This window comes from Streptomyces sp. NPDC031445, from assembly GCF_055581365.1.
On record NZ_JBVIJO010000001.1, the window covers coordinates 1,306,187 to 1,329,197 of the forward strand.

At 73.4% G+C, this 23,011-nt stretch carries 17 protein-coding genes and 1 pseudogene; 9 read left to right on the forward strand and 9 right to left on the reverse strand.

What is annotated here, in order from left to right; translation table 11 throughout:
* Position 1: 1 nt before the first annotated feature.
* Positions 2 to 955, reverse strand: a complete 954-nt coding sequence (locus tag ACZ5DC_RS05555; RefSeq protein ID WP_366748939.1) for a carbohydrate ABC transporter permease — start codon at positions 953 to 955, stop codon at positions 2 to 4.
* A gap of 11 nt (positions 956 to 966) precedes the next feature.
* Positions 967 to 2,241, reverse strand: coding sequence for an ABC transporter substrate-binding protein (locus ACZ5DC_RS05560; RefSeq protein ID WP_468649636.1), 1,275 nt, complete (start codon positions 2,239 to 2,241; stop codon positions 967 to 969).
* A 279-nt stretch (positions 2,242 to 2,520) separates the two neighbouring features.
* Between ACZ5DC_RS05560 and yicI the strand changes: the two genes are divergently transcribed.
* From yicI to ACZ5DC_RS05600, 8 genes and pseudogenes are all read left to right on the forward strand, one after another.
* Positions 2,521 to 4,791 (forward strand): alpha-xylosidase, encoded by a 2,271-nt coding sequence (gene yicI / locus ACZ5DC_RS05565; protein WP_468649638.1) that lies wholly within the window; start codon positions 2,521 to 2,523, stop codon positions 4,789 to 4,791.
* Positions 4,792 to 4,872: 81 nt separating this feature from the next.
* Positions 4,873 to 5,690: pseudogene (locus tag ACZ5DC_RS05570) on the forward strand (MMPL family transporter); the annotation flags it as partial.
* A gap of 450 nt (positions 5,691 to 6,140) precedes the next feature.
* Entirely contained in the window at positions 6,141 to 7,415 is a 1,275-nt protein-coding gene (locus ACZ5DC_RS05575) for a hypothetical protein (protein ID WP_468649640.1), read from the forward strand.
* 24 nt (positions 7,416 to 7,439) lie between these two features.
* Positions 7,440 to 8,873: a Dyp-type peroxidase gene (locus ACZ5DC_RS05580; protein WP_468649642.1), complete on the forward strand. Its 1,434-nt coding sequence runs from the start codon at positions 7,440 to 7,442 to the stop codon at positions 8,871 to 8,873.
* Complete coding sequence (locus ACZ5DC_RS05585) at positions 8,870 to 10,033, forward strand: catalase family protein (protein ID WP_468649644.1); 1,164 nt, start codon at positions 8,870 to 8,872, stop codon at positions 10,031 to 10,033. The genes ACZ5DC_RS05580 and ACZ5DC_RS05585 overlap by 4 nt, the downstream gene beginning before the upstream one ends.
* 110 nt (positions 10,034 to 10,143) lie before the next feature.
* Positions 10,144 to 10,533, forward strand: a complete 390-nt coding sequence (locus tag ACZ5DC_RS05590; protein ID WP_468649646.1) for a hypothetical protein — start codon at positions 10,144 to 10,146, stop codon at positions 10,531 to 10,533.
* Positions 10,534 to 10,588: 55 nt separating this feature from the next.
* The gene (locus ACZ5DC_RS05595; protein ID WP_468649648.1) at positions 10,589 to 12,403 is read left to right on the forward strand and encodes a peroxidase family protein; all 1,815 of its coding nucleotides are present in this window, start codon (positions 10,589 to 10,591) and stop codon (positions 12,401 to 12,403) included.
* Entirely contained in the window at positions 12,400 to 15,399 is a 3,000-nt protein-coding gene (locus tag ACZ5DC_RS05600; protein WP_468649650.1) for a hypothetical protein, read from the forward strand. The genes ACZ5DC_RS05595 and ACZ5DC_RS05600 overlap by 4 nt, the downstream gene beginning before the upstream one ends.
* Positions 15,400 to 15,520: 121 nt before the next feature.
* On the opposite strand, the gene ACZ5DC_RS05605 is transcribed toward ACZ5DC_RS05600, so the two are convergent.
* From ACZ5DC_RS05605 to ACZ5DC_RS05630, 6 genes are all read right to left on the reverse strand, one after another.
* Positions 15,521 to 16,735: an alkaline phosphatase gene (locus ACZ5DC_RS05605; RefSeq protein ID WP_468649652.1), complete on the reverse strand. Its 1,215-nt coding sequence runs from the start codon at positions 16,733 to 16,735 to the stop codon at positions 15,521 to 15,523.
* 240 nt (positions 16,736 to 16,975) lie between these two features.
* Entirely contained in the window at positions 16,976 to 17,821 is an 846-nt protein-coding gene (locus tag ACZ5DC_RS05610) for an alpha/beta hydrolase (protein ID WP_468649654.1), read from the reverse strand.
* 279 nt (positions 17,822 to 18,100) lie between these two features.
* Positions 18,101 to 18,442, reverse strand: coding sequence for a hypothetical protein (locus tag ACZ5DC_RS05615; RefSeq protein WP_468649656.1), 342 nt, complete (start codon positions 18,440 to 18,442; stop codon positions 18,101 to 18,103).
* Positions 18,439 to 19,101 carry an RNA polymerase sigma factor gene (locus ACZ5DC_RS05620; RefSeq protein WP_468649658.1) on the reverse strand — a complete coding sequence of 221 codons (663 nt, stop codon included), beginning with the start codon at positions 19,099 to 19,101 and terminating at the stop codon, positions 18,439 to 18,441. The genes ACZ5DC_RS05615 and ACZ5DC_RS05620 overlap by 4 nt, the downstream gene beginning before the upstream one ends.
* Positions 19,102 to 19,164: 63 nt before the next feature.
* On the reverse strand, positions 19,165 to 19,638 hold the full coding sequence (locus ACZ5DC_RS05625; protein ID WP_468649660.1) for a hypothetical protein: 474 nt from the start codon (positions 19,636 to 19,638) through the stop codon (positions 19,165 to 19,167).
* A gap of 147 nt (positions 19,639 to 19,785) precedes the next feature.
* Entirely contained in the window at positions 19,786 to 20,481 is a 696-nt protein-coding gene (locus ACZ5DC_RS05630) for a type 1 glutamine amidotransferase domain-containing protein (RefSeq protein WP_468649662.1), read from the reverse strand.
* A gap of 140 nt (positions 20,482 to 20,621) precedes the next feature.
* Between ACZ5DC_RS05630 and ACZ5DC_RS05635 the strand changes: the two genes are divergently transcribed.
* Positions 20,622 to 21,674, forward strand: a complete 1,053-nt coding sequence (locus tag ACZ5DC_RS05635; protein ID WP_468649945.1) for a LysR family transcriptional regulator — start codon at positions 20,622 to 20,624, stop codon at positions 21,672 to 21,674.
* Positions 21,675 to 22,001: 327 nt separating this feature from the next.
* On the opposite strand, the gene ACZ5DC_RS05640 is transcribed toward ACZ5DC_RS05635, so the two are convergent.
* The gene (locus ACZ5DC_RS05640) at positions 22,002 to 22,976 is read right to left on the reverse strand and encodes a D-cysteine desulfhydrase family protein (RefSeq protein ID WP_468649663.1); all 975 of its coding nucleotides are present in this window, start codon (positions 22,974 to 22,976) and stop codon (positions 22,002 to 22,004) included.
* Positions 22,977 to 23,011: the final 35 nt, after the last annotated feature.

Sequence of the window (23,011 nt, forward strand, 5' to 3'; positions counted from 1 at the left end):
GTCACTTCCCCTCGGTGCGGTTGGCCCGCAGGTAGAACACCGCGAAGACCGCGGAGACAAGGATGAGTACGTTGCCGACGACCGCGCCCGCGCCGAAGTCCAGCCGTACGAAGGAGTTCTGGTAGGTCAGCGTGCCCAGGGTCTGGGTGGCGTCGGCCGGGCCGCCGTCGGTGAGCGCGAGGATCAGGTCGAGGATCTTCACCGTCGACATGAAGCCGAGCACGAGGACGACCGTGATCACCGGCTTGAGCTGCGGAAGGGTGATGGAGCGGAAGGTCCGCCAGGCCGAGGCGCCGTCCAGGGCGGCCGCCTCGTACAGCTCCTTGGGGATCTCCTGGAGACCGCCGTAGAGGATGACCATGTTGAACGGGATGCCGATCCAGATGTTGACCAGGATCACCGACAGCAGGGCCATGCCGGGGCTGGTCAGCCATGGGGTGTGACCGCCGAGGCCGAGCGTGTCCAGGAACGAGTTCAGGACGCCCGTGTCCTGGTCGAGGATGCGGCGCCACACGATGCCGGACACCACCATGGGCACCAGCCAGGGCAGCAGGATCAGCGACCGCAGGACACCGTTCAGCGGGAAGCGGCGGCTGAAGAACACCGCGAGCGCGAGCCCGATGCAGAACTGGCCGAGCAGCGACCCGGCGGTGAAGACCAGGGTGTGCCACAGCGCCTTGCCGAACAGCGGGTCCCGGAACACGTTCGACCAGTTGTCGGCGCCGTTGAAGGGCGCGTCGCCGGTGAAGAACGTCTTCGGCGTGAAGTGCTGGAAGCTCATCACGACGTTGCGGACCAGCGGGTAGCCGAAGAACAGCAGCATGAAGACGACCGCGGGGGCGACGAACCCCCACTGGGCCAGTCTGCGGCGGCGGCGCAGCCGGGCCGGGTCCGGCGCGGTGGCCGTCCGGGACGCCGTCCCGGGCGCCTGGGCGGTGACGATGGACGTGGTCATGGTGGCTTACCTCAGTTCCCGCTCGTGGCCCGCTGCTGGGCGCGCTTCAGGGCGGCCTCGCTGGACTGGCCGGTCAGGGCGGACTGGAAGGCGCTCTGGAGGGCGAGCGACACGCTCGGCCAGCCGGCGCCGAGCTTGGCGGTGCGGGACCGGGCGGCGGCGACCTGGTCGGCCAGCGCGTCCAGTTCGGGCACCCGCTTGCGCCACACGGCGGCGGCCTTGGCGTTGGCCGGGACCATCCAGCTGTTGAGCGCGTAGGTCAGCTGCTCCTTCTGACTGGCCAGACAGGCGACGATCCGGCCCGCCCGCTTCTCCCGCGCCTTGTCACCGGTGTCGGGCACGGTGAGCACGGCACCGCCGAGCGGGCCGACGGAGGCCGCGCCCGGCCGGGGGACCGGGATCTTCGCGATGCCCCAGTGCAGCGACTTCTTGGTGTCGAGCGTCTCGACCTGCCAGGGGCCGTTGATCATCATCGCCGCGTTGCCGGCCATGAACTGGTCGTTGACGTCCGCCTGTGTCCAGCTGACCGTCGACTTCGACAGCGAGCCGTCCGCCAGCAGGGTCTTCCAGTAGTCGAGCGCGCCGGCGACCTGCGGGCTGTCCAGCTTCGTCTCGTCGCCGCCGTTGGACCACATGAACGGCGTGAACTGGAAGACGCCGTCCTCCGCGCCGCCCGCGCTGAGCGCCAGTCCGTACCGCTTGCCGCCGGTGAGCTTCTTCGCGGCCTCGCGCAGCTCGTCCCAGGTGGTGGGGACCCGCACGCCGGCCCGGTCGAGGACGTCCTTGTTGTAGAACAGCGCCAGGGTGTTCACCGACCGGGCCGCGCCGTAGTACGTGCCCTTGTACGAGCCGAAGTTCACGATGCCCTGGGGGATGTCCCGGGTGCTCAGTCCGAGCGTCCTGAGGTCGACCAGGCCGCCCGCCTCGGCGAACGTCGGCATCTCGGAGGCGTCGAACTGGACGATGTCGGGCAGCGACTTCGAGGACGCCATGCGCAGTGCCTTCGTCATCACCTGCGCGGCCGGGACGCTCTGCTGCTCGATGGTGACGCCGAGCTGCTTGCCGCAGCGGCCCATCGCCTCGGCGTCCCAGCGGTGGTAGGTCTCGTCGGTCGACGAGTTCATCACGGTGAAGACGTCGCCGTCACGCTGCTGACCGCATCCGGTCAGGGCCGCCCCGGCGACCAGGACCGACACGGCGGTGAGTGGTGCCACGGCCCTGCGGGAGCGTCCCCGGCGCCGGGCGACCGGGGACCTCTCAGGAATGCGATTGAAGCGCTTCGACATGCTGCGGCCCTTGCTGTCGTGTGCCCGGCTTCGTCGCCGGGTCTTTTGTTTGGCCTGATGACTAATACGTCAATCCCGTGTGTCACGCTAGACCCCCACGCGTGTTCGTCCAGCTACGCAGCGTGGTCGCACTCGATTACCCGAGGGAGAAACTCCAGGTCACAGGGGTGATTGCGGCGCGCGGCACGCCCGATGACGATTTCTTCTGTGTACGATCAACCCGCCGGGCGACAGCCTCCGCCGTCCCCGCCGAACAGCCCCGCTCCCCCGAGGAAGACCATGAAGTTCACCAACGGGTTCTGGCGCATCCGCGACGGTGTGCAGGTCGCGTACGCCACCGAGGCGCGTGACGTGCGCGTCGAATCGAAGCGCTTCACCGCCTATGCCTCCGTGCAGAAGGTGACGCGCAGAGGGGACACGCTCAACGCGCCGCTCCTCACCGTCGACTGCTTCTCGCCCGCCGAGGGCGTCATCGGCGTGCGGGTCACCCACCACGCCGGCAAACGCCGTCCAGGACCGGACTTCGCCCTCGCGGCCGAGCCCGGCGGGGCGGGCGAGGTCCGCCGGGACGGCGCCGTCACCGAGCTGACCAGCGGCCCGCTGACCCTGCGCCTGGACCGGGCCGCCCCGTGGTCGCTGACCTTCCACGACGCGGACGGGCGGGAGCTGACCCGGGCGGGCCGCAAGGGCACCGCGTTCGCCACCACCGACGACGGCGCCCACCACGTCCTCACCCAGCTCGCACTCGGCGTCGGCGAGCAGATCTACGGCCTCGGCGAGCGCTTCACGCCGTTCGTCAAGAACGGCCAGGTGATCGACATCTGGCAGGCCGACGGCGGCACCAGCAGCGAGCAGGCCTACAAGAACATCCCCTTCTACCTCTCCTCACGCGGCTACGGCGTCTTCGTCAACCACCCCGGCGCGGTCTCCTTCGAGGTCGGCTCCGAGGCCGTCGGACAGGTGCAGTTCAGCGTCGAGGACCAGACGCTGGAGTACTACGTCGTCGCCGGCCCCACCCCCAAGGACGTCCTCACCCGCTACACCGCCCTCACCGGCCGCCCGGCGCTGCCGCCCGCCTGGTCCTTCGGCCTGTGGCTGACCACGTCCTTCACCACCGACTACGACGAGCAGACGGTGACGTCCTTCGTGGACGGCATGGCCGAGCGCGGCATCCCGCTGTCCGTCTTCCACTTCGACTGCTTCTGGATGCGCGAGTACCAGTGGTGCGACTTCGAGTGGGACCCCGAGGTCTTCCCCGACCCCGAGGGGATGCTCGCCCGGCTCAAGGCCAGGGGCCTGAAGATCAGCGCCTGGATCAACCCGTACATCGCGCAGAAGTCCCCGCTGTTCGAGGAGGCCGCCGCGCTCGGCCACCTGGTGCGCCGGCCGGACGGCGACGTGTGGCAGTGGGACCTGTGGCAGGCCGGCATGGGCCTGGTCGACTTCACCAGCCCCGACGCCCGCGCCTGGTTCCAGTCCAAGCTGAAGCCGCTGCTGGACCAGGGCGTGGACTGCTTCAAGACGGACTTCGGCGAGCGCGTCCCCACCGACGTCGTCTGGCACGACGGCTCCGACCCGGAGCGGATGCACAACTACTACACCCACCTGTACAACCGGACCGTGTTCGAACTCCTGGAGAAGGAGCGCGGACAGGGCGAGGCCGTGCTCTTCGCGCGCTCCGCGACGGCGGGCGGCCAGCAGTACCCCGTGCACTGGGGCGGCGACTGCTGGTCGTCCTTCGAGGCCATGTCCGAGTCGCTCCGGGGCGGCCTGTCGCTGTCGCTGAGCGGTTTCGGGTTCTGGAGCCACGACATCGGAGGTTTCGAGGGCACCCCCGACCCGGCGGTCTTCAAGCGCTGGCTGGCCTTCGGCCTGCTGTCCTCCCACAGCCGGCTGCACGGATCGTCGTCCTACCGGGTGCCGTGGGCGTTCGGTGAGGAGGCCGTCGACGTCGCCCGGCGGTTCACCCTGCTCAAGCACCGCCTCATGCCCTACCTGTACGGCGCCTCCGCCGAGGCCCACCGCACCGGTGTCCCCGTGATGCGGCCGATGGTCCTGGAGTTCCCGCACGAGCCGGCCTGCCGCCCGCTCGACCGCCAGTACATGCTGGGCGCCGACCTCCTGGTCGCCCCGGTGTTCAGCGAGGACGGCGAGGTGGAGGTCTACCTCCCCGAGGGCACCTGGACCCACCTCCTCAGCGGCGAGCGGGTCACCGGCCCGGTGTGGCGCACCGAACGGCACGGCTACGACAGCCTCCCGCTCTACGTCCGCGAGGGCGCCGTACTGCCGCTGGCCACCGACGACCAGCGCCCCGACGGCGACTGGCTCGACGACCTGGTCCTGCTGGTCCACCCGTCGGACGCGCAGACGTACACCCGCCAGGTGAGCGTCCCCGACCTGACGGGGGCGCCGGCCGCGGTGTTCCACGTCCGCCGCGACGGCGACCTGCTGCGCGTCACCGTGGACGGCACCGACCGCCCCTTCACCGTGCGCGTCGCCGGCGCGGCGAGCGCCACCGGCACGGGGGAGGTGACGGTCCCGCTGCGCTGAGCGGCGCGCCACGGGCACATCCACGGCGGCGGTGACGCGAGGCTGGAGCGGTACCCGATTCCGACCGGAAGTCACCGACTCGTGGCTACCCTCCTCTGCCGGCTGGGCCGTGCCGCCTCCGTCAGGGACAGCGGCACGTCCTTCATGCCGGGGATCGGGGTGCGGAAGGCGTTCGACCTGACGCGTTCGTGACCGAGGCCGGCCGGGGCGCGCAGGTCGCGAGTGCGGGGAGCGGGGACGCCACGACGGCGTACGCGACCGTCACCTGCACGGTGCCGGCCGGCGAGCTCACCGGCGCCGGGAGGACGGCCCTGCGGCACGCCGTCGACCGGGCACGCGACAGCGGCGTGACGGTCGAGGCAGGCGGCAGCGCGCCGGCCACCCGGCCGTCCGCGGGCGGAGCCTCCGGGACGATCGGCATGGCCGTCGCCGCCGTGGCGCTGGTGGCGCCCTTCGGCTCGCTGGCGGCCGCCGGCCTCCCGCTGCTCACGGCCGTCGCCGGGGGTGGGCGTCGGCATGGCCGCCGGCACGGCGCTGGCGCTCTCCAGCACGTTCGGCCTGTCGGAGACGTCCGGGACGCCGGCGTCCGTGCCCGGCCCCGCGGTCGGCATCGACTACGCGCTGTTCGCCGTCTCCCGCTGCCGCGAGGGGCGGGCCGAGGGGCACGCCCCGCAGGAGGCGGCGGGGCTCGCCGCCGGTACCGCGGGGTCGGCCGTCGTCTCCGCCGGCCTCACGGTCGCCACAGCCCTGGCCGGCCTGTCGGCGAGCGGTGCACGCTGCTGACGAGGACGGACCCGTGCGCCGCGGGCGCGGCCGTCACCGGCGTCCTGGTCGCCCTGACCCTCGTCCCGGTCCTCCTGGGGTTCTGGCAGCGCGCGGTCCCCTCCCGCCGGGCCCGCGGGGCGGCCGTGCCGGGCGCCGCCGCGTCAACCGCCCAGGTCCCCGGCGCGGATTGACCGGCCGTTACGAGAGGACGGGCCCGTCGTCCCGGTCGGTTCCAGGTTCTTCGCGAACCGTTCCGTCTTTTGTTGACCATTCAGCCAGGTGCCGGACCGGCCGTCGGGATGCCGGGGACGGACGGGTGGAAATAGGATGGGCGTAGCGACGGTGCACGGAATCGCGCGTCCACGGCAGTGGGCCGGAGGCGCACGATGAGCGACCCCGTCGACATCGACGCCGACCGGCCCTTCCGTCCCGTGGGGACCCGAGCTGCTCGCGCGAGCGCACCCGCACCGTCCCTTGCTGCCCGCGCGAGGTCTGCCGGGGACGACGCGAACTCCCCGGTTCCGGCCCGGCGTTCCGGGACGCGCGGACCCGAAGGTCCCGAGCGGAGGCGGAGGTGCTTGAAGATGCCGTATCAGACGGCGGTCACCGTCCGGGCCGCCCTGCCGCCGGACCGGGTCGCCGAGGTGCGGAACCTGCTGCACGAGGCCGGGCGGAAGACCACGGCCGGCGAGCTGTTCCCCTTCGCCGAGATACCGGGCGTGCACTTCGCGCGCGTCGTCCTCGTGCCCGGCGGACCCGGCGGCGCCACGGCGGACATGCCGCCCAGCGTCGTCTACATGAGCGAGGTGGACGGGCCCGCGGAGGCGCACCTCGCCGATCTCGTCCGCACGGCGCGCGACGGCCTGGACCGGGTGTTCGGGCACTGCGCCGGATATCCGGCAGGCGGCTTTCCGGACACCGCGCGGACCGAATGGCTGCGTGCCCACGCGGTGCCCTGCGCCGCGTTCTACGTCAACACCGTCGGCAGGGGGCGGCAGCAGATCGCACAGGAGGCCCTGCTGCGCGAGGTGATCGAGGACTTCCTCGACCGGAACGGGCCGGCTCTGGCCGGCAGGAGCCCCGTGGAGATCAGGGCCGCCGTCCAGGAGTACGTCGCAGGCCGCGAGGACCTCGCCTGGGCGCGCACCGGGCCCCCGCCGCCCCCGCTCGGGTGGCGGCTCCGCCGGGCCGCCCACCTGGTCGGGGTTCCGCTGGCCGCCCTGGCGCTGCTGCCGCCGCTCGTGGTCGCCCTGCCGGTCTGGGCCGTCCTGCTCAGGCGGCACGAACGCCGTGACGTCCCCGACCGCGCCCGTCCGGCCCACGACCGCATCCGCGAACTCGCGGGCTGCGAGGACTTCGTGGCGCAGAACCCGTTCACCGCCGTCGGCTCGGTCAAGGCCGGCCCGTTCCGGCGGCTCACGCTCACCGCCGTCCTGTTCGCCGTGGACTACGGCGTCCGCCACCTCTTCGACCGGGGGAACCTCGCCGGGGTCAAGACCATCCACTTCGCCCGCTGGCTGTTCACCGACGGGAAACGGCGGGTGATCTTCGCCAGCGACTACGACGGCAGCCTCGAAAGCTACATGGACGACTTCATCGACAAGGTGGCCTGGGGACTCAACGCCGTCTTCAGCAACGGCCGCGGCTATCCGCGCACGCGGTGGCTCGTGCTGGACGGCGCCAGGGACGAGCAGGCCTTCAAGGACTACCTGCGGTGCCACCAGGTGCCCACGCAGGTCTGGTACTCCGCGTACGACACCTCGACCGCGCACGACCTAGAGATCAACGCCCGCATCCGGTCGGGCCTCTTCGGGCAGCTCGGCCCCGCCGAGACGGAGGCCTGGCTGGCCCTGTTCTGAAGGGCTCGAAGGAAGGGTGACACCATGACGCCGCCGCTGGAACTCGACGACATCCAGGGCCTGGTCACCCGCGGCTACCGCACCCTGGCCTCGGCCTGCTTCCTGGTGCTCGCCACCGCCGGGCCGGCGGCCGGCGCCCGTGCCGCACTGGGGCGACTGGCGCCCCGCGTGCCGAACAGCCGCTCCGATCCGGCGGACACCGCCGTCCACGTGGCCCTCACCTCGGACGGCCTGCGGCGTCTGGGACTGGACACACCGGAACGGGACGGATTCCCGTACGAGTTCGTCGCAGGCATGACCGAACCCGACCGCAGCCGCTTCCTCGGGGACGTCGGGGAGAGCGCTCCCCGGCACTGGAGGTGGGGCGGCCCGGCCGGCCCGCCGGTGCACGTCCTGGTGATGCTCTACGCGCGCGACGGGCAGCGGCTGCGGCGACTGGAGGCCGAGATCCGCAGCGAGGTCCTGGTCCCCGGCGCGTTCACCGAGACCGTACGGCTGGGCACCGCCGAGCTGGCCGACCAGGAGCCCTTCGGCTTCCGCGACGGCATCTCCCAGCCCCTTGTCGAAGGTCTGCCCAAGGCCGCGGCGGCAGCGGGCGACGGGGACACGGACCCCGGACAGCAGATCGTCCGCGCCGGGGAGTTCCTCCTCGGCTACCCCAACGAGTACGGGCTGCTGACGGACCGCCCGCTGCTGCCGCCCCGCCGCGACCCCCTCGGCCTGCTGCCCCGCGCCCCCGAGGGCGGCGCGGATCTCGGGCGCAACGGCAGCTACCTCGTCTTCCGGCAGCTCCACCAGGACGTCGAGGCCTTCCGGGACTACCTCGAAGCGGAGACACGGCGTCCCGACGGCAGCAGCGACCCCGCCGCACAGGAGGCGCTCGCCGCGCGCATGGTGGGACGCTGGCCCGGCGGCGCCCCCCTGGTCCGGGCGCCCGACCACGACGACCCCGCACTGGCCACGGACAACGGCTTCGGCTACCACGCCACGGATCCGGCCGGTCTGCGCTGCCCGCTCGGCGCCCACATCCGCCGCGCCAACCCCCGCGACTCCCTCGACCCGCGCCCCGGTTCCGCCGACTCCGTCGCCGTCGGACGCCGCCACCGGCTGCTCCGCCGCGGCCGGCCCTACGGCCCCGACGGCACGGGGGACGGCCCGGACGCACGCGGACTGCACTTCCTCGCACTGAACGCCAACATCTCCCGCCAGTTCGAGTTCATCCAGCACACCTGGCTCGACAACCCGAACTTCAACGGACTCCACGACGGCCCCGACCCGATCGTCGCGCCGCGCCAGGAACGCCGCGCGACCTTCACCGAGCAGGGCAGGCCCTTCCGCACCCGCCACGTCGGCCTCCCGCAGTTCGTCACCGTGCGGGGCGGCGCCTACTTCTTCCTGCCGGGTCTGACGGCGCTGCACTACCTCTGCACGGCCGCACCCGGGGACGGCCGGCAGTGAACGCCGGGCAGCGCCTCAACGACGCGGTCCTCGGATGCGTCCTGCTGGAGCGGCGCGTCGACCCCTACGTGCGCCCGCTGTTCGACCGGACGCTGCTGCGGCCCCTCCAGGCCGCCGTGCAGTGGTGCGTCAACGTACGCCGCCGGGACGAACACCTGGGCCTCGCCGAAGAGCGGCCCGTGCCGAACGAGGAGGCCGTCGCCGAGGCCATCGCACAGCAGATGGCCCGCTTCGTCCGGCGCCAGTACCGGCCGGGTCAGGCCCAACGGGCCGGCAACACCAAGACCCACGGGGTCGTCCACGCGGACTTCACCGTCCGCGACGACCTGCCCGCACGGCTGCGGCACGGCGTGTTCCGCACCCCCGCCACCTACCGCTCCTGGGTCCGCTTCGCCGGTCCCGGCCCCCTCGCGCCGCCCGACATCAAGGACAACGGCGTCCTCAGCATCGGCGTCAAACTCCTCGGCGTCGACGGCGAGAAGCTGCTCGACGACGAGCGGTGGACCCAGGACTTCACCGGCATCAGCGCGCCGGCCTTCACCACGCCCGACGTCGTCGAGAACCTCCGGCTGCAACGGCACGTCTTCGCGGGCACCCCGGTCCTGTACTTCCTCGACCCCCGCCACCCGCACCTCTGCGACATGATCATGCAGGGGCTCTACGCGAGGACCCAGACCAGCCCGCTGGAGGCCCGCTACTGGAGCTGCGCACCGTACCTGCTCGGGGAGGGCCAGGCCATGCAGTACTCCCTCGTGCCCCGCGAGGCGACCCGCAGCCGGGTGCCCAGCCGCCCGCCCGACGACTACCTGCGGCAGGCCCTGGCCGCCGCACTGCGGGAACGCGACGTCTGCTTCGACTTCCTCGTCCAGGTGCAGACGGACGCCCACCGCATGCCCGTCGAGAACGCGTCCGTCGTGTGGCCCGAACGCCTCTCGCCGTTCGTGCCGGTGGCCACCTTGCGCCTGCACCGGCAGGAGTGCGATCCGGCCGACCAGTTCGCCCGCGCCGACCGGCTGTCCTTCAACCCCTGGCACGCCCTGCCCGAACACCGGCCGCTGGGCAACCAGAACCGGGCCCGCCGCACGGTCTACCTGCGGCTCGCGCGGCTCAGGCAGACCATGAACGGCACGCCGCACCAGGAGCCCCGAGAGGAGGAATGACGGGCCGGCGGCCACCCGCGGCCCCGACGCGCACATCAGGACCGCTTCCCCTATCGTGGGAGACGAGGGCGCGAACATCCCCCGGATGCACGCCTGGAAGGGACGCTGAGATGGACGTGCGGACCGCCGCGCGCCGTTCTCTGGCCGTCATCCGACTGGTGAACGGCGCCGCGGCGCTGCTGACCCCGCGACTGATGGCCCGCCGTCTGGGCGCGGACCCCCGGCAGCCCGCCCTGGTCTACGTGCTCCGCATGTTCGGGGTGCGCACCGTGGTCATCGGCGCCCAACTGCTCTGCCCCGCGGGCGCGCACGACCGCGACCGCCTGCTGCGGACCGGCACGCTCATCCACGCCGCCGACGCCCTCGCGGCCGCCTGCGCCGGACGCGAGGGCCTGCTGCCGCGCCGCACGGCCACCGCGGCCACGGCGATCTCGACGGTCAACGTCGCCCTGACCCTCGTCGCCCGGGGGTGGCCGTGCCGGCTGCCGGACGTCCGCTGACGCCGCAGCCGCCGCGCCGGGCCTCCCGGGACGGGACGCCGGAAGGAATCCCCTCATGAGCACAGCACCACAAGGCCGGGCCCCCTGGTTCGTGCGGCTGCACGACCGGCTGGCGGTCGCCGTCGACCAGAGGGTCGGCTGGCAGCGCCTGCCCAAACCCATGGGTCTGCTGACCCTCGTCGGCCTGCGGGACAACCTGCGCCGCAAGAACCTCTTCGACACCGGCTCCTACCCGTCGTACGACCTGCCGGACGTCGGCCCCCCGCACGCGCGGAACGCCACGGAGCGCACGGCCGACGGGACCTACAACGACCTGAGCGACCCCCGCATGGGCATGGCCCGTTCGCGCTTCGGCCGCAACGTGCCACCGGACCGGGCCTTTCCCGAACCCGAGCCACGCCTGCTCTCCCCGAGCCCCCGCGAGGTGAGCCGGGCCCTGCTGACCCGGAACGCGTTCGTCCCGGCCGAGTCCGTCAACGCCCTGGTCGCCGCCTGGCTCCAGTTCATGGTCAGGGACTGGGTCAGCCACGGGCAGGGCACCATGGACCGCCCCTGGCACATCGAGCTGACCGACGACGACCCGTGGCCCGCACCGCCGATGCTCATCCCGCGGACCATCCCCGACCCCACCCGCCCCGACGGGACCGACGCCCTGCCGCCGACCTTCCTCAACGAGAACTCCCCCTGGTGGGACGCGTCCCAGCTGTACGGGAACAACCTGGACGAACAGCGGTCGCTGCGCACCGGCCAGGGCGGCAGGCTGCGGGTCCCCGACGGGCCGCTGTTCCCGGACGACCCGGACAAGGACCCGGCGGCGATCCCCGGCTTCTGGGTCGGACTGGCCATGATGCACCTGGTCTTCCTGCTGGAGCACAACGCGATCTGCGGGGCGTTGCACGACGCCTACCCGACCTGGTCCGACGAGGAGCTCTTCCAGCGGGCACGGCTCGTCAACGCGGCCCTCATCGCCAAGATCCACACCGTGGAGTGGACACCCGCCGTCATCAGCCACCCGACGACCGTCACCGCCCTGCACGCCAACTGGTACGGCCTGCTGGGCCGGCGCCTGCACAGGCTGCTCGGCCGGGTCAGCGGCAGCGAGGTGCTCAGCGGCATCGTGGGCGGGCGCACGGACCACTTCGGCGTCCCGTACTCGCTCACCGAGGAGTTCGTCGCCGTCTACCGCATGCACCCCCTCATCCCGGACGACTGGAGCTTCCGTTCGGCCGCCGACGACTCGCTGCTGCAGGAGGCCGGCTTCCGCGAACTGACGGGGTGGCACGCGTACGAGATCCTCGGCAAGCACACCCTGAGCGACCTGCTCTACTCCTTCGGCACCTCGCACCCGGGCCTGGTGACCCTGCACAACTACCCGCGGGCCCTCCAGGAGTTCCAGCGGCCCGACGGCAAGCTCATGGACCTCGGGGCCGTCGACATCCTGCGTTCACGCGAGGTGGGGGTGCCGCGCTACAACGAGTTCCGCCGCCAGCTCCACCTCCGCCCCGCCGAGGACTTCGACACCCTCACGGACAACCCCGTCTGGGCGGAGGAGATGCGCCGCGTCTACGGCGGGGACATCGAGCGCGTCGACCTCTCGGTGGGCCTGTTCGCCGAGTCCCGCCCCCAGGGCTTCGCGTTCAGCGACACCGCCTTCCGCGTCTTCGTCCTGATGGCCTCCCGCCGCCTCAACAGCGACCGGTTCCTCACCAGGGACTACACACCGCAGGTGTACACCCAGGCCGGTCTGGACTGGATCGAGGACAACACCATGACCAGCGTGCTGCTCCGGCACTTCCCGGGGCTGCGGGCGTCGCTGCGGTCGGTGGACAACGCCTTCGCCCCGTGGACCGCGGCCGGGGGCCCGAGGTGAGTCACGAGGTGCGGCACGAGGTGGATGCCGACGCGACGCGCGGCCCGCAGGCCCCACCGGAGGACGAGGGCCCCGGCACGCTGTCGCGCGTGCGCGGCTGTGTCCTGGCCGCCGTGGCCGTCGCCGTCGTCGGCGCGGGGCTGTGGATCCGCCACCTCGCCCCCGCCGTCGACGACGTGGGGCTGCAACTGGCCGGCACAGCGCGTGCGGCGCGCACCCTCGTCGGCGGCCGGACGGCCGACTTCCGTACGGCGCTGACGGCCGACCTCGTCCTCACGGGGGCCTACACCGCCGGCACGGTGCTCGTGTTCTGGCTGAGCGGCCGCACCATAGCGGTGCGCATGCGACACCGCTGCCTGGTCGTGTACGGGATCGGCGCGGCCGTCGCGGCGTGCGTGTGCGCCGTGACCGAGAAACTGCTGCTTCTGCACGGGCTGAACGGCGCGGACCGGGCGTTCGCCTGGGCGGCGGGCTTCGCGACGGTCAAGTGGCTGCTGCTCGTCCTCACCGTACCGGTCGCCGCCGTCCTCGTCGTGATCGTCCTCAAACGGGCCGCGCTCCACGGCCGCGCCCGGCGCCGGTTCGACAGGGAGCGCGCACGCCGCCGGACATGCGTCTGCGGGAACGGGCACCTCGGCGCCGCGGCCCGCTCCGGCCCCGACGTCGTCCCGCCCTGGCCCGTGATGGTGTGGGGCCACACGCGCTGGCCGGAGACAGCGCGCGCGGGCTCCTCACGCTCCAGCGAGGCGCGTTCCAGGCAGACACGCTGGGAGAACGGCAGCCGGGTGCCGCCCGGCCGGGAACAGGGCGGCCTCGGCTTCTGCGTCTCGGGCGGCGGCATCCGCTCGGCCTGCGTCACCCTGGGCGCGCTGCAGGCCCTGCGCCCCCAGCTGCGCCGGGCCCGGTACCTGGTGTCGGTCTCCGGGGGCGGCTACACCGCGGGTGCCCTGCAACTGGCGCTGGCCGGGACGGACCGGGGCCGGGGCGACGACCGGTACCGGACCCGTACCCGCGACGTCTTCATGCCCGGCACGCCGGAGGAGGACCACACCCGCCGGCACTCCAAGTACGTCGCGGAGGGCACCGGCCAATGGCTGGCCGCCATCGGGGCCGTCCTGCGGGGCCTGCTGGCCTCCCTGGGGCTGCTCACCGCGACCCTGCTGGTCCTGGGGCTGGCACTGAGCTGGGGCTACCACCTCGTTCCGCTGGCGGACCCGGCCCGGCTCCCGGGCTTCCGGGCGCCCGCGCTGTGGGCCGTTCTGGCGCTCCTGTGCGGCGCGGCCGTGTTCTGGTTCCTGTGGCTGGTGTCCCTGTTCCTCGCCGTCCGGTCCCTGTCGGGCGTGCTGAAGAGCGCCTCCCTCACGTTCGTGTGGGCGGGCCTGCTGCTGGCCGTCGTGGTGGTGATCCTCCCGGCGCTGGAGTGGGCGACGGCGCGTCTGTGGACGCTCCACGCCCCGGGGACCGCGGTGAGCGGCGGAGTCGTGGCGCTGCTCACCTACCTGACCGTGCTGGCCGGCACGACCTGGCGGCGCGTCGAGTGCACCGAGCGCACCGTCCGGTCCGCCAGGCGCACACGGCTGGTGCGCGCCGTGCCCGTGGTCGGCAAGTACCTGATGGTGTGGGTGGTCCTCCTCGTGGTGGCAGTGGCCTCCCTGCTCGTCCTGGGCGGGGCGATCCACACCGGGCGGACCTGGCCCGTGGCGGTCCAGATCGGCCTCCCCGTCGTCCTGTGCGCGGTCGCGCTGAGCCTCGACCAGACGTGGACGAGCCTCCACCCCTTCTACCGGGCCCGGCTGGCCACCGCCTTCGCCGTCCGCCGCGAGACCGACGAGGACGGTGAACAGCTGGCGGTCCCCTACGACTTCGACGAGGCGACCCCGCTCGCCTGCTACGGCAGGCGGCACCCCGGCTTCCCCCAGGTCGTCTTCGCGGCGGCGGCCAACCTGTCCGGCGACGACCGCACACCGCCGGGACGGCACGCGGTGTCGTTCACCCTGTCGTACGACTACGTCGGCGGTCCGGACGTCGGGTACGCCCGGACGGACGTCCTGTGGAACCGCACCGGACCCGTCATCCGCAAGGACCTGACCGTCGAGTCGGCCGTCGCCGTCTCCGGTGCGGCCTTCGCCTCGGCCATGGGGCGTCAGGCACGCGCGTTCCAGACGCTGTTCGCGCTCTCCAACGCCCGGCTCGGCACCTGGCTCCCCAACCCCGGTGTGCTGGACTCCCTCTGGGACGAGCACGCGGACTGGGGGCTGCCCCCGGTGCCCGGCATCCGCCGCCTGCCGTACCTGCTGCGGGAAGTGTCCGGCCGCTACCCGCTGGACGACCGGATGCTGCTGGTCACGGACGGCGGGCACTACGAGAACCTCGGCCTGGTCGAGCTGCTCCGGCACGGCGTCGACACCGCCGTGTGCGTGGACGCCAGTGGGGGCTCCGGGGCCTTCGCCGCCGCTCTGGGCGAGGCGATGGCGCTGGCCAAGGAGGAGCTCGGGGTCGAGATCAGGATCGCGCGCGAGGAGTGGGAGAAGCTCGTTCCCGGCAGCGCGCCTCCCCTCACACCGTGGCCGCCCCAGCCGCCGCCCCAGCCGGGCCAGCCGGCCCCGGTGCCTCCGCCGAACCCCCTGGCCGCCCTGGACCTGCGGCTCTCGGCCGACGCGGTGGTCGTGGGCGAGATCGTCTATCCGCGGCCACGGGTGGACGAACACGGCCGGAAGCTGGGGACGAAGGGGGAGCTGATCGTCGCCCGGGCCACGCTGACCCCCGACATGCCCTACGCGCTCCTCGCATACGCCCAGGCCGACCACGCGTTTCCCCACGACGGCACGAGCGACCAGTGGTTCGACAGCCGGCGCTTCGACGCCTACCAGGCACTCGGCCACTGGATCGGTGAGCGGGTCGCGCGCCTGCTCCCGGCGGAGAGCTGCCCGCCCCCGGCCGGGTACCGGGGTGACGGAAGTCCGCGCGCCCGCCGGCCGGCGGGAACCGGTGCGTGAGGGTGTCCCGGCCGCGCTGTTCGGGACGGGCCCCGGATCGCCGTCCCGCCTGACGGCTCTCGGCCGGTCCGCACAGCCCTATACGTCGGCGGGACCGGCCCCCGGCGGACTTCCGCACCGGTCAGCGGCGGGGGGCCAGGACCTGGGACAGGACGTCGTGCACGTAGGTGTTGGCGTGCTTGCCCGTGAACCGGCTCGCGAGCGGGCCGGCGGCCGTCACGGGAACGTCGACACTGGTGTGGCCGGAAGTCGTCCAGTCGATGGTGAACGTCCGGTCACTGCCGTGGATCGTGAACGGGCCGTCCTCGGCGGAGACACCGGTGCCGGACTCGTCCGCCGCGTCGTTCTCCTCGACGGCGAGGCCGCCGGTCTCGTGGTCGCCGGTGACGACGAGGAGGGTGTCCGGGTGGGTCGCCTGGTAGGCGCGGGCGACGGCGACGGCCTTCTCCAGCTGCTGCATCGACTGAAGGACGCGCGTGCCGTTGTTGCTGTGCGCGAACTCGTCGACGCCCTCTTCCTCGACCATGAGGAAGAAGCCCTTCTTGTTCTTGTCCAGCGTCTTCAGTGCCTTGCTGGTCATCGTGGCGAGGTCGACGACCGGGGCGTAGACGTCGCCCTGGCCCTCGGGGCGCTGCTGGAACATCTCCTCGTTGCCGAACAGGCCGAGCAACTTGCCGCCGGTGGCCTTGTCCAGGTCCTTCGCGCTGGTGACGTACTTGTAGCCGGAGCGCTGGGCCTTGGCGATCAGGTTGCCCTTGGTGCCGCGGCTGCCCTCGCTGGTGTCCTCGGCGGGCTTGTCGGGGAAGGCGCCCGCGGTGCCGGCCGGCAGCCACCAGTCCTCGCCGCCGCCCAGGATCACGTCCGGCTTGCTGACGTCGAGGTACTGGCGGGCGATCTCGTCCTGCTTGCCGCGGTCGGCGGTGTTGGCGAAGAAGGCCGCGGGCGAGGCGTCGGTGACCTGTGCGGTGGTGACCAGGCCGGTGGCCTTGCCCGCCGCCTTGGCCTGGGCCCCGAGCGTGGGGAGCGGGTTGCCGTCGGTGTCGACGCTGATCGCGCCGTTGTACGTCTTCTGGCCCGTGGCCCATGCGGTGGCGGCCGCCGCGGAGTCGGTGACCACCGCCTTGGGGTCGTCCGGCGTGGTGGTCAGCTGACCCGACACCGGAAGACGATCCATCGTCAGCCGGCCCTGAAGCCCGGCGAGATGCAGTCGTGCCGCCTCACGCGCGGCGGCACCCATGCCGTCGCCGTTGATGAAGATGACGTTCTTGGCGGTGGGGGCCTTCGCCGCGCTCTGCGGAGCGCTGGCGGACGCGCCCGGCGTGGGGTTGAGCACCATGGTCGCCACCACGGCCGCGGACGCCGCCGCGACAGGCGCCGCCCAACGCAGACCACGCACGTTTCTGTTCACAAAACTCTCCCATGGGGATCGCAAAGTCCTTCCTTTGCAATCTAATGGGGAGATGACCGGCCACAGCCGAACCACAAGTGACGTCTGCGCCAACAGTCCGCGTCCGTGGACGGTGTACGAGACCGGCCTTGCCGCCCTGCCCGTAGTGGGGGGGCGCCGAGCGAGGGGTCAACCCGCGGAGTGGGCCGCCGAGGTGATGACCTTGGCCACCGCGTCCGGGTGTGAGATGAGGGTGAGGTGTGACCCGCCCTTGAAGACGGTCGTCCTCGCGTGGGCGCGACGAGCCATGCGCTGTTCCGACTGCGGGGTGATGATCCGGTCGCCTGTACTGATGAAGTACCAGGACGGGATCGTCTTCCAGGCTGCGTGCTTCGACGGCGTGTCGAACGCGGCCGTCGAGGCGGCCCGCTGCGTCGCCCACAGGTTCTCGGCCTGGTTGGCGGGCAGGTCACTGGCGAAGTCCTTGACGAAGACATTTTTCTTCAGGTACAGGTTCTTCGCCCCGGACGGCGCCTGAGGGTACGCCGCGGTGTCGAACAGCGTGCCGGGCGGCGCGTTCAGCGCCGACGTGGAACCGCTCAGGGATCCGTTGGTCTCACCGACGGCGGGCGCGGCGGCGTCCACGTACACCAGCGCCTTGACGTTCTTGACCTGCGCGGCGGCGTTGGTGATGACACTGCCCCCGTAGGAGTGGCCGACGAGGACCACCGGACCCCGCACCGTCTTGAGGAAGTCGGCGATCGTCTGTGAGTCGGTGGTCAGGTCCTGCAGGGGATTGGCGACGGCACGTACCTGGTACCCCTCACCGCGGAGGATCTTGACCTCGCCGTTCCAGCTGGAGGCGTCGGCCCAGGCGCCGTGAACCAGCACGACGGTGGGTCTGGCGGCGGCCGGGGACGCGGTCGCCGGCAGGCCCGCGGCGGAGGCGTGCGCCGGGAGGAGCGCGGAGACGGCGAGCGAGACGCCGGCCGCGGCGGCCGCGTAACGGAACGAGTGCGTTCGGTGCATACCCATACCCACAGTTCTTCAGCAGGGAGGTGACCACGGCACCGGATACGGGGGGAACGACGGCCGGCTGAGCGGTGTCATCCGAGCTCCGCGGGCACCTGCGGCCACGGGCCTGGCACTGCACGGCCCACACGCCCAATGTGCCACGCGCCGCACCGCCTCGCACTCGCAGCGGCAGACCGTGACGGCCGGTCTGCCGGAAGACCGGCGTGGACGGCGGCAGTGTCCCAACGCCCCCGCCCGCCCACCGCGTTGCGTACCGCGGCCGTGTCACCCCGGGCGTACTCACGGTTGCCGGGCGCTCGGGGACGGCTGGGGCGTGGACGGGCTCACCGGACTCGGGACGGGGGTCGGCGTGCCGGCCGGCGGATGCGGGGAGCGGGCCGGTTCGACCGGGCGGGCCGGTTCGCGGCGCACCGAGAGGAACACCAGCGCGACCACGGCGGCCAGGACCAGCATCCCCACCACCGCCCGGCGCACCGGCACCCGCCGGGACCGCACCGGCCCGGCCGGCGGGCGCAGGGGGCGCAGGTCGGCCGGCCCGACGCGCTGTGCCCGCGCGGCCAGTGCGGCCCGCAACCGCTCCTCCACCGGCGTCGCCGTGCCTCCCGTACCGGACTCGTTCATCGCAGCCCCTCCAGACGCCGGCCCAGGGCGTCCAGCGCCCTGCTGGCCGTGGACTTGACGGCGCCGCGCGACAGCCCGAGCGTCGCCGCGATCTGCGCCTCGGTCAGATGCGACCAGTAGCGCAGCACCAGAACCTCCCGCTGCCGCCGGGTCAGCGTGCCCAGCGCCGCCAGCACCTCCCGGTGGTCCTCGTGCAGCAGCACGTCCTCCTCGGGAGCGGGCGCGTGTCCCTCGGGGGCGGGGGTGTGCGCACGTGCGGTCCTGCGCCGCCGCAGCACCGAGCGGGCCGCGTTGACGACGCTGGTCCGCAGGTACGCCTCCGGGTCGTCCAGCCGCGCGAGCCGGTGCCCGTGCCGCCGGAACAGCGCGGTGAACGCGTCCTGTACGACGTCCTCGGCCGTGGGCAGGTCGTCCACCAGCAGCACCGCCAGGCGCACCAGGGACAGCCTGCGGTGGTGGTAGAGCTCCTCGATGCCAGGTGGCCGCCCGGCGTCCACGGCGGTCCGGGTGCCGGTACGGGGCCCGGTGCCGGGCGCGGCAGGTGCCGTACCCGTGCGGATGCGGGCGAGGACGCGGGCCCGCAGCGCTGCCGCCGGGCGCCGCCAGGACGCGGGCCGCTCCCAGGGCAGGGCCGTCGCCGGTGGTGTCGCTGTCGTCATGGATCTCCCGGGCCCGGGTGCGGGGGAGCCGCCGCGCGGCGGCTCCCCCGCACCGGCCCTGCCTCAGTGCTGCTGCGGAACCGGCGCCGGCGTGGCGTGGCGGTGGTGCGGTACGGGCGCCGGACGCGGGTGTTCCGGAGCGGGGGCCGGGTGCCGGGGCGCGGGAGCGGCGGTGGACGGCACCGGGCTCGGCGCGGCCGGTCCGGGAACGGAGGGCACCGGGGAAGGAGTGGCCGTGGCGGGCACCGGCGAAGGCGTGGCGGGTGCCGGTACGGGGCTCGCCGTGCGTACGGGGGAGGGGACGGGGGACGGGGTTCCCGTGCGCACCGGCGACGGCAGCGGGGACGGGGTGGCGGCACTCTGGGAGCGGGCCGTGGGGTGGGCGGCGCGGTTGCCGGCCGGGGCCGGGCCGTCGCCCTGGGCCGCCTGGGCGGTCAGGGTGCCGGCGACGGCCAGGGCGGCGCCCACGGCGGAGACCCCCAGGGCGGCGCGCAGCCGGTGGGTGCGGTTCGGGCGCGGTGCACGGTGTACGGACATGTGTTCCTTCGGTCGCTCGGGGTCGGACAACTGGACGAGGTGGAGGCCTCCACCCCGACAGACGTCCGACCCCGGGCGAGGTTGCGGGTGACCTCCGGCGAATTCTCCGCGACCTGTTTCCGCGACCTGTTTCCGCGACCTGGTCCCTCAGCCCAGCCGCTTCAGCAGCTCCTCGGCGACCAGGGCCGAGGAGGCCGGGTTCTGGCCGGTGATCAGGTCGCGGTCCACCACGACGTGCGGCGCCCACGGCTCACCCGCCCGCACCTCGACCCCCGCCTCGGTCAGCCGGTCCTGGAGCAGCCACCTGGCCTGTCCGGCGAGGCCGCCCTGGGTCTCCTCCTCGTTGGTGAAGGCCGCCGCGCGGTAGCCGGCGAAGGCGTTGCCGCCGTCGGAGCGGACCGCGGCGAGCAGGGCGGCCGGACCGTGGCAGACCACGGCCAGCGGCTTGCCCGAGTCCAGGGCCGCCACCAGCAGCCGGCCCGACTCGGCGTCCACGGCCAGGTCCTCCATGGGGCCGTGCCCGCCCGGGTAGAACACGGCGGCGAAGTCGGCGAGGTCCACCTCCGCGAGCTTCACCGGCGTCCGCAGCTCGGTCATCTCCTCCAGCCCGCGGGCGATCTCCTCGGCCCTCTCCTGACCGCCGTTGACCTCGGCGGCCAGGCTCGCCTGGTCCACCGGCGGCACCACACCGCCCGGCGTGGCGACGACGACCTCGTGACCGGCGGCCTTGACGGCCCGGTAGGGGACCACGGCCTCCTCGGCCCAGAATCCGGTCGGGTGCGCGGTGCCGTCGGCGAGCGTCCAGTGATCGGCGCCGGTCATCACGAACAGGATCTTCGACATGGGGTTCTTCCTCCAGAAGGCTTGCGTCCACGGGCGGCCCGGGGCCGCGGGTGCGGCGGGCCGGGCCCGCGAGAACGAACGTAGGCGAGACGACCCATAGGCATCCAATGAAGCACCCAATGGCTGACATCGGGTTTCCTATGGCAGCGGGGGAATGCCCGGCGGCCATACTCGGATCCGTGGAGACCGCTTCCCTCGCTTCCCTCGACCTGAACCTGCTGCGCACCTTCCTCGCGGTGTACCGCTCCGGCTCCTTCACCGGCGCCGCCCGGCTGCTCGGACTGTCACAGCCCACGGTGACGACACAGATGCGCGCGCTGGAACGGCAGACCGGCCGGGAGCTGTTCGAACGCCTGCCGCGCGGGGTCACGCCGACCCCGGTGGCCGACGAGCTGGCGGCCCGGATCGCCGCGCCCCTGGACGAGTTGGCCGCCGTCGCCGGGCCGACCCCGCCGGCCGGCACCCGCGCCGATCCCGTGCATCTGGCCGGCCCGGCGGAACTCCTGTGCACCCGGGTCCTGCCGGCCCTCGCTCCGCTGATCGCCGGGGGCGTACGGCTGCGGGTGGCGACCGGGCTGACTGATCCGCTGCTGGACGAACTGCGGGCCGGCCGCCACGATCTGGTGATCGCCACCACCCGCCCGCGCGGCCGCACGGTGCACGCCGTCCCGCTCACCGACGAGGAGTTCGTACTGGTCGCGGCCCCGGTCTGGGCGGAGCGGCTGACGGGACGCGGCCCTGCGCGGGAGACCGATGCCGAGGGGGTCACCGGGCCGGAGACCGAGGGACGCGGGCCCGCCGCGCGGAGTGCCGAAGGGTTCGCGGTCGCCGCGCCGGGCTCCTTCGACCCCGCCGTGCTGCACGACGTTCCGCTCGTCACCTATGCCGAGGACCTGCCGATCGCCCGCCGGTACTGGCGGCACGTCTTCGGCCGGCGTCTGTCGCGTACCGCCGCCGTGACCGTCCCCGATCTGCGCGGGGTGCTCGCGGCCGTGGCCGCCGGCGCCGGGTTCAGCGTGCTGCCCCGCTACCTGTGCCAGGACCTCCTGGCGTCCGGCGCGCTCGTCGCGCTGCTGGAACCGGAGGACCCGCCGATCAACACCGGCTTCCTCGTCCAGCGCCCCGGTGCCTCCGACAACCCCGACGTGGCCCGGGTCCGCGCCTTCCTGCTGCGGGCGGCGCGCAGTTGGTAGCCGGTGGGCCGCCGCGGCCGGTGTCCGCGTCCCGCCTCCGCCCGGATGGCGGTGCCGGGCCGCCGGGCCGACGACGGTGCCGTGGGGTACGGCCGCCGCCGCAGCGCCGGTGCCGCCCGAGGCCGCCGGGGACGGTGGCCGGCCGCGGTCAGCGGCCGGCAGGGAGGACACCGTCATGCACAACGGGTACGTGGTGCGGGGTCGGCTGCACCTCCGCATGGACGACGGCGGTGAGAGCGAGGTCGGAGGGTTGGCCGGGCGCCGGTTTTGTCCGCTCATCCCCTCGGCCCCGCCGGGCCGCCCCGGGAGCGGTCCGGCGGGGTCGCTCTACGCGTCGAAGGACCGCGCCTGCTCCTCCGCGAAGGCGAGCGTGTCCGCGTGGCCGAACAGGCCCGGGAGGCCGCCGGTGTGGACGAAGACCGTCCGCTCGCCCGGGCGTACGGTGCCGTCGCGCACCGCCGCGTGCAGGCCGGCCAGGGCGCGGCCGGTGTAGACGGGGTCGAGGACCAGGCCCTCGGTGCGGGCGGCGAGACGGAGGGCGTCCCGTACCGGGGCGGTGAGGACCGGGTAGCCGGCGCCCACCTGGTCCCGGCGGATCCGCAGGGTGCCCGGCGTGACCGCCTCCGCCGTGAGCGGCGCGGCGAACTCCGCGACCGCCGCGGCCGGGTCGGCCAGCGCGCCCACGTCGACGCCGAGTACCGACCCGCTCCCCAGGGCCGCGACCAGCCCGGCCATCGTGCCGCCCGAGCCGAGGGCCACGACCGCCGTGCGCAGGTCCGGCAGTTGCTCGCGCAGCTCGCTGCCGCAGCGTGCGTACCCCCTGGCCCCCAGCGTGCTGGAGCCGCCGAACGGGATCAGTGCCGGGCGGGCGCCGCCGGACCGCAGACGCGCGCAGACCTCGGCCGCCGCCGCGTCCAGCCCGGCCTGGTCCACGTCGCCGGCCCAGGCGAGCCGCGCCCCGAACAGGCCGTTCAGGGTGAGGTTCCCGGAGCGGGAGGCGCCCGGGGCGCCGCGCAGGACGAGGACGACGTCCAGGCCCAGCCGGGCGCCCGCGGCGGCGGTCAGCCGGGCGTGGTTGCTCTGCGGGGCACCGGTGGTGACGAGCGTGTCCGCGCCCTCGGCGAGGGCCGCGCCCACCGTCCACTCCAGCTTGCGGATCTTGTTGCCGCCGCCGCCCAGGCCGGTCAGGTCGTCCCGCTTCACCCACAGGTCCTCCGGTCCGAGCCCGAGCGCGGCGGCGAGCCGGGGCGCCGGTTCCAGAGGGGTCGGGAAGGTGCCCAGCGGTACAGGCGGGTGGGTCATGATGGTGTCCTTGAGTCGGTGTCGGTGTCGGGGCC

What these genes read in the sequence shown, in the direction of transcription:
- yicI (WP_468649638.1), top strand. Translation starts at nt 2,521, where the DNA reads ATGAAGTTCACCAACGGGTTCTGGCGCATCCGCGACGGTGTGCAGGTC.
- ACZ5DC_RS05555 (WP_366748939.1), bottom strand. Translation starts at nt 955, where the DNA reads ATGACCACGTCCATCGTCACCGCCCAGGCGCCCGGGACGGCGTCCCGG.
- ACZ5DC_RS05580 (WP_468649642.1), top strand. Translation starts at nt 7,440, where the DNA reads ATGACGCCGCCGCTGGAACTCGACGACATCCAGGGCCTGGTCACCCGC.
- ACZ5DC_RS05635 (WP_468649945.1), top strand. Translation starts at nt 20,622, where the DNA reads ATGGCAGCGGGGGAATGCCCGGCGGCCATACTCGGATCCGTGGAGACC.
- ACZ5DC_RS05605 (WP_468649652.1), bottom strand. Translation starts at nt 16,735, where the DNA reads ATGGTGCTCAACCCCACGCCGGGCGCGTCCGCCAGCGCTCCGCAGAGC.
- ACZ5DC_RS05595 (WP_468649648.1), top strand. Translation starts at nt 10,589, where the DNA reads ATGAGCACAGCACCACAAGGCCGGGCCCCCTGGTTCGTGCGGCTGCAC.
- ACZ5DC_RS05560 (WP_468649636.1), bottom strand. Translation starts at nt 2,241, where the DNA reads ATGTCGAAGCGCTTCAATCGCATTCCTGAGAGGTCCCCGGTCGCCCGG.
- ACZ5DC_RS05625 (WP_468649660.1), bottom strand. Translation starts at nt 19,638, where the DNA reads ATGTCCGTACACCGTGCACCGCGCCCGAACCGCACCCACCGGCTGCGC.
- ACZ5DC_RS05615 (WP_468649656.1), bottom strand. Translation starts at nt 18,442, where the DNA reads ATGAACGAGTCCGGTACGGGAGGCACGGCGACGCCGGTGGAGGAGCGG.
- ACZ5DC_RS05630 (WP_468649662.1), bottom strand. Translation starts at nt 20,481, where the DNA reads ATGTCGAAGATCCTGTTCGTGATGACCGGCGCCGATCACTGGACGCTC.
- ACZ5DC_RS05575 (WP_468649640.1), top strand. Translation starts at nt 6,141, where the DNA reads ATGCCGTATCAGACGGCGGTCACCGTCCGGGCCGCCCTGCCGCCGGAC.
- ACZ5DC_RS05590 (WP_468649646.1), top strand. Translation starts at nt 10,144, where the DNA reads ATGGACGTGCGGACCGCCGCGCGCCGTTCTCTGGCCGTCATCCGACTG.
- ACZ5DC_RS05640 (WP_468649663.1), bottom strand. Translation starts at nt 22,976, where the DNA reads ATGACCCACCCGCCTGTACCGCTGGGCACCTTCCCGACCCCTCTGGAA.
- ACZ5DC_RS05620 (WP_468649658.1), bottom strand. Translation starts at nt 19,101, where the DNA reads ATGACGACAGCGACACCACCGGCGACGGCCCTGCCCTGGGAGCGGCCC.
- ACZ5DC_RS05610 (WP_468649654.1), bottom strand. Translation starts at nt 17,821, where the DNA reads ATGGGTATGCACCGAACGCACTCGTTCCGTTACGCGGCCGCCGCGGCC.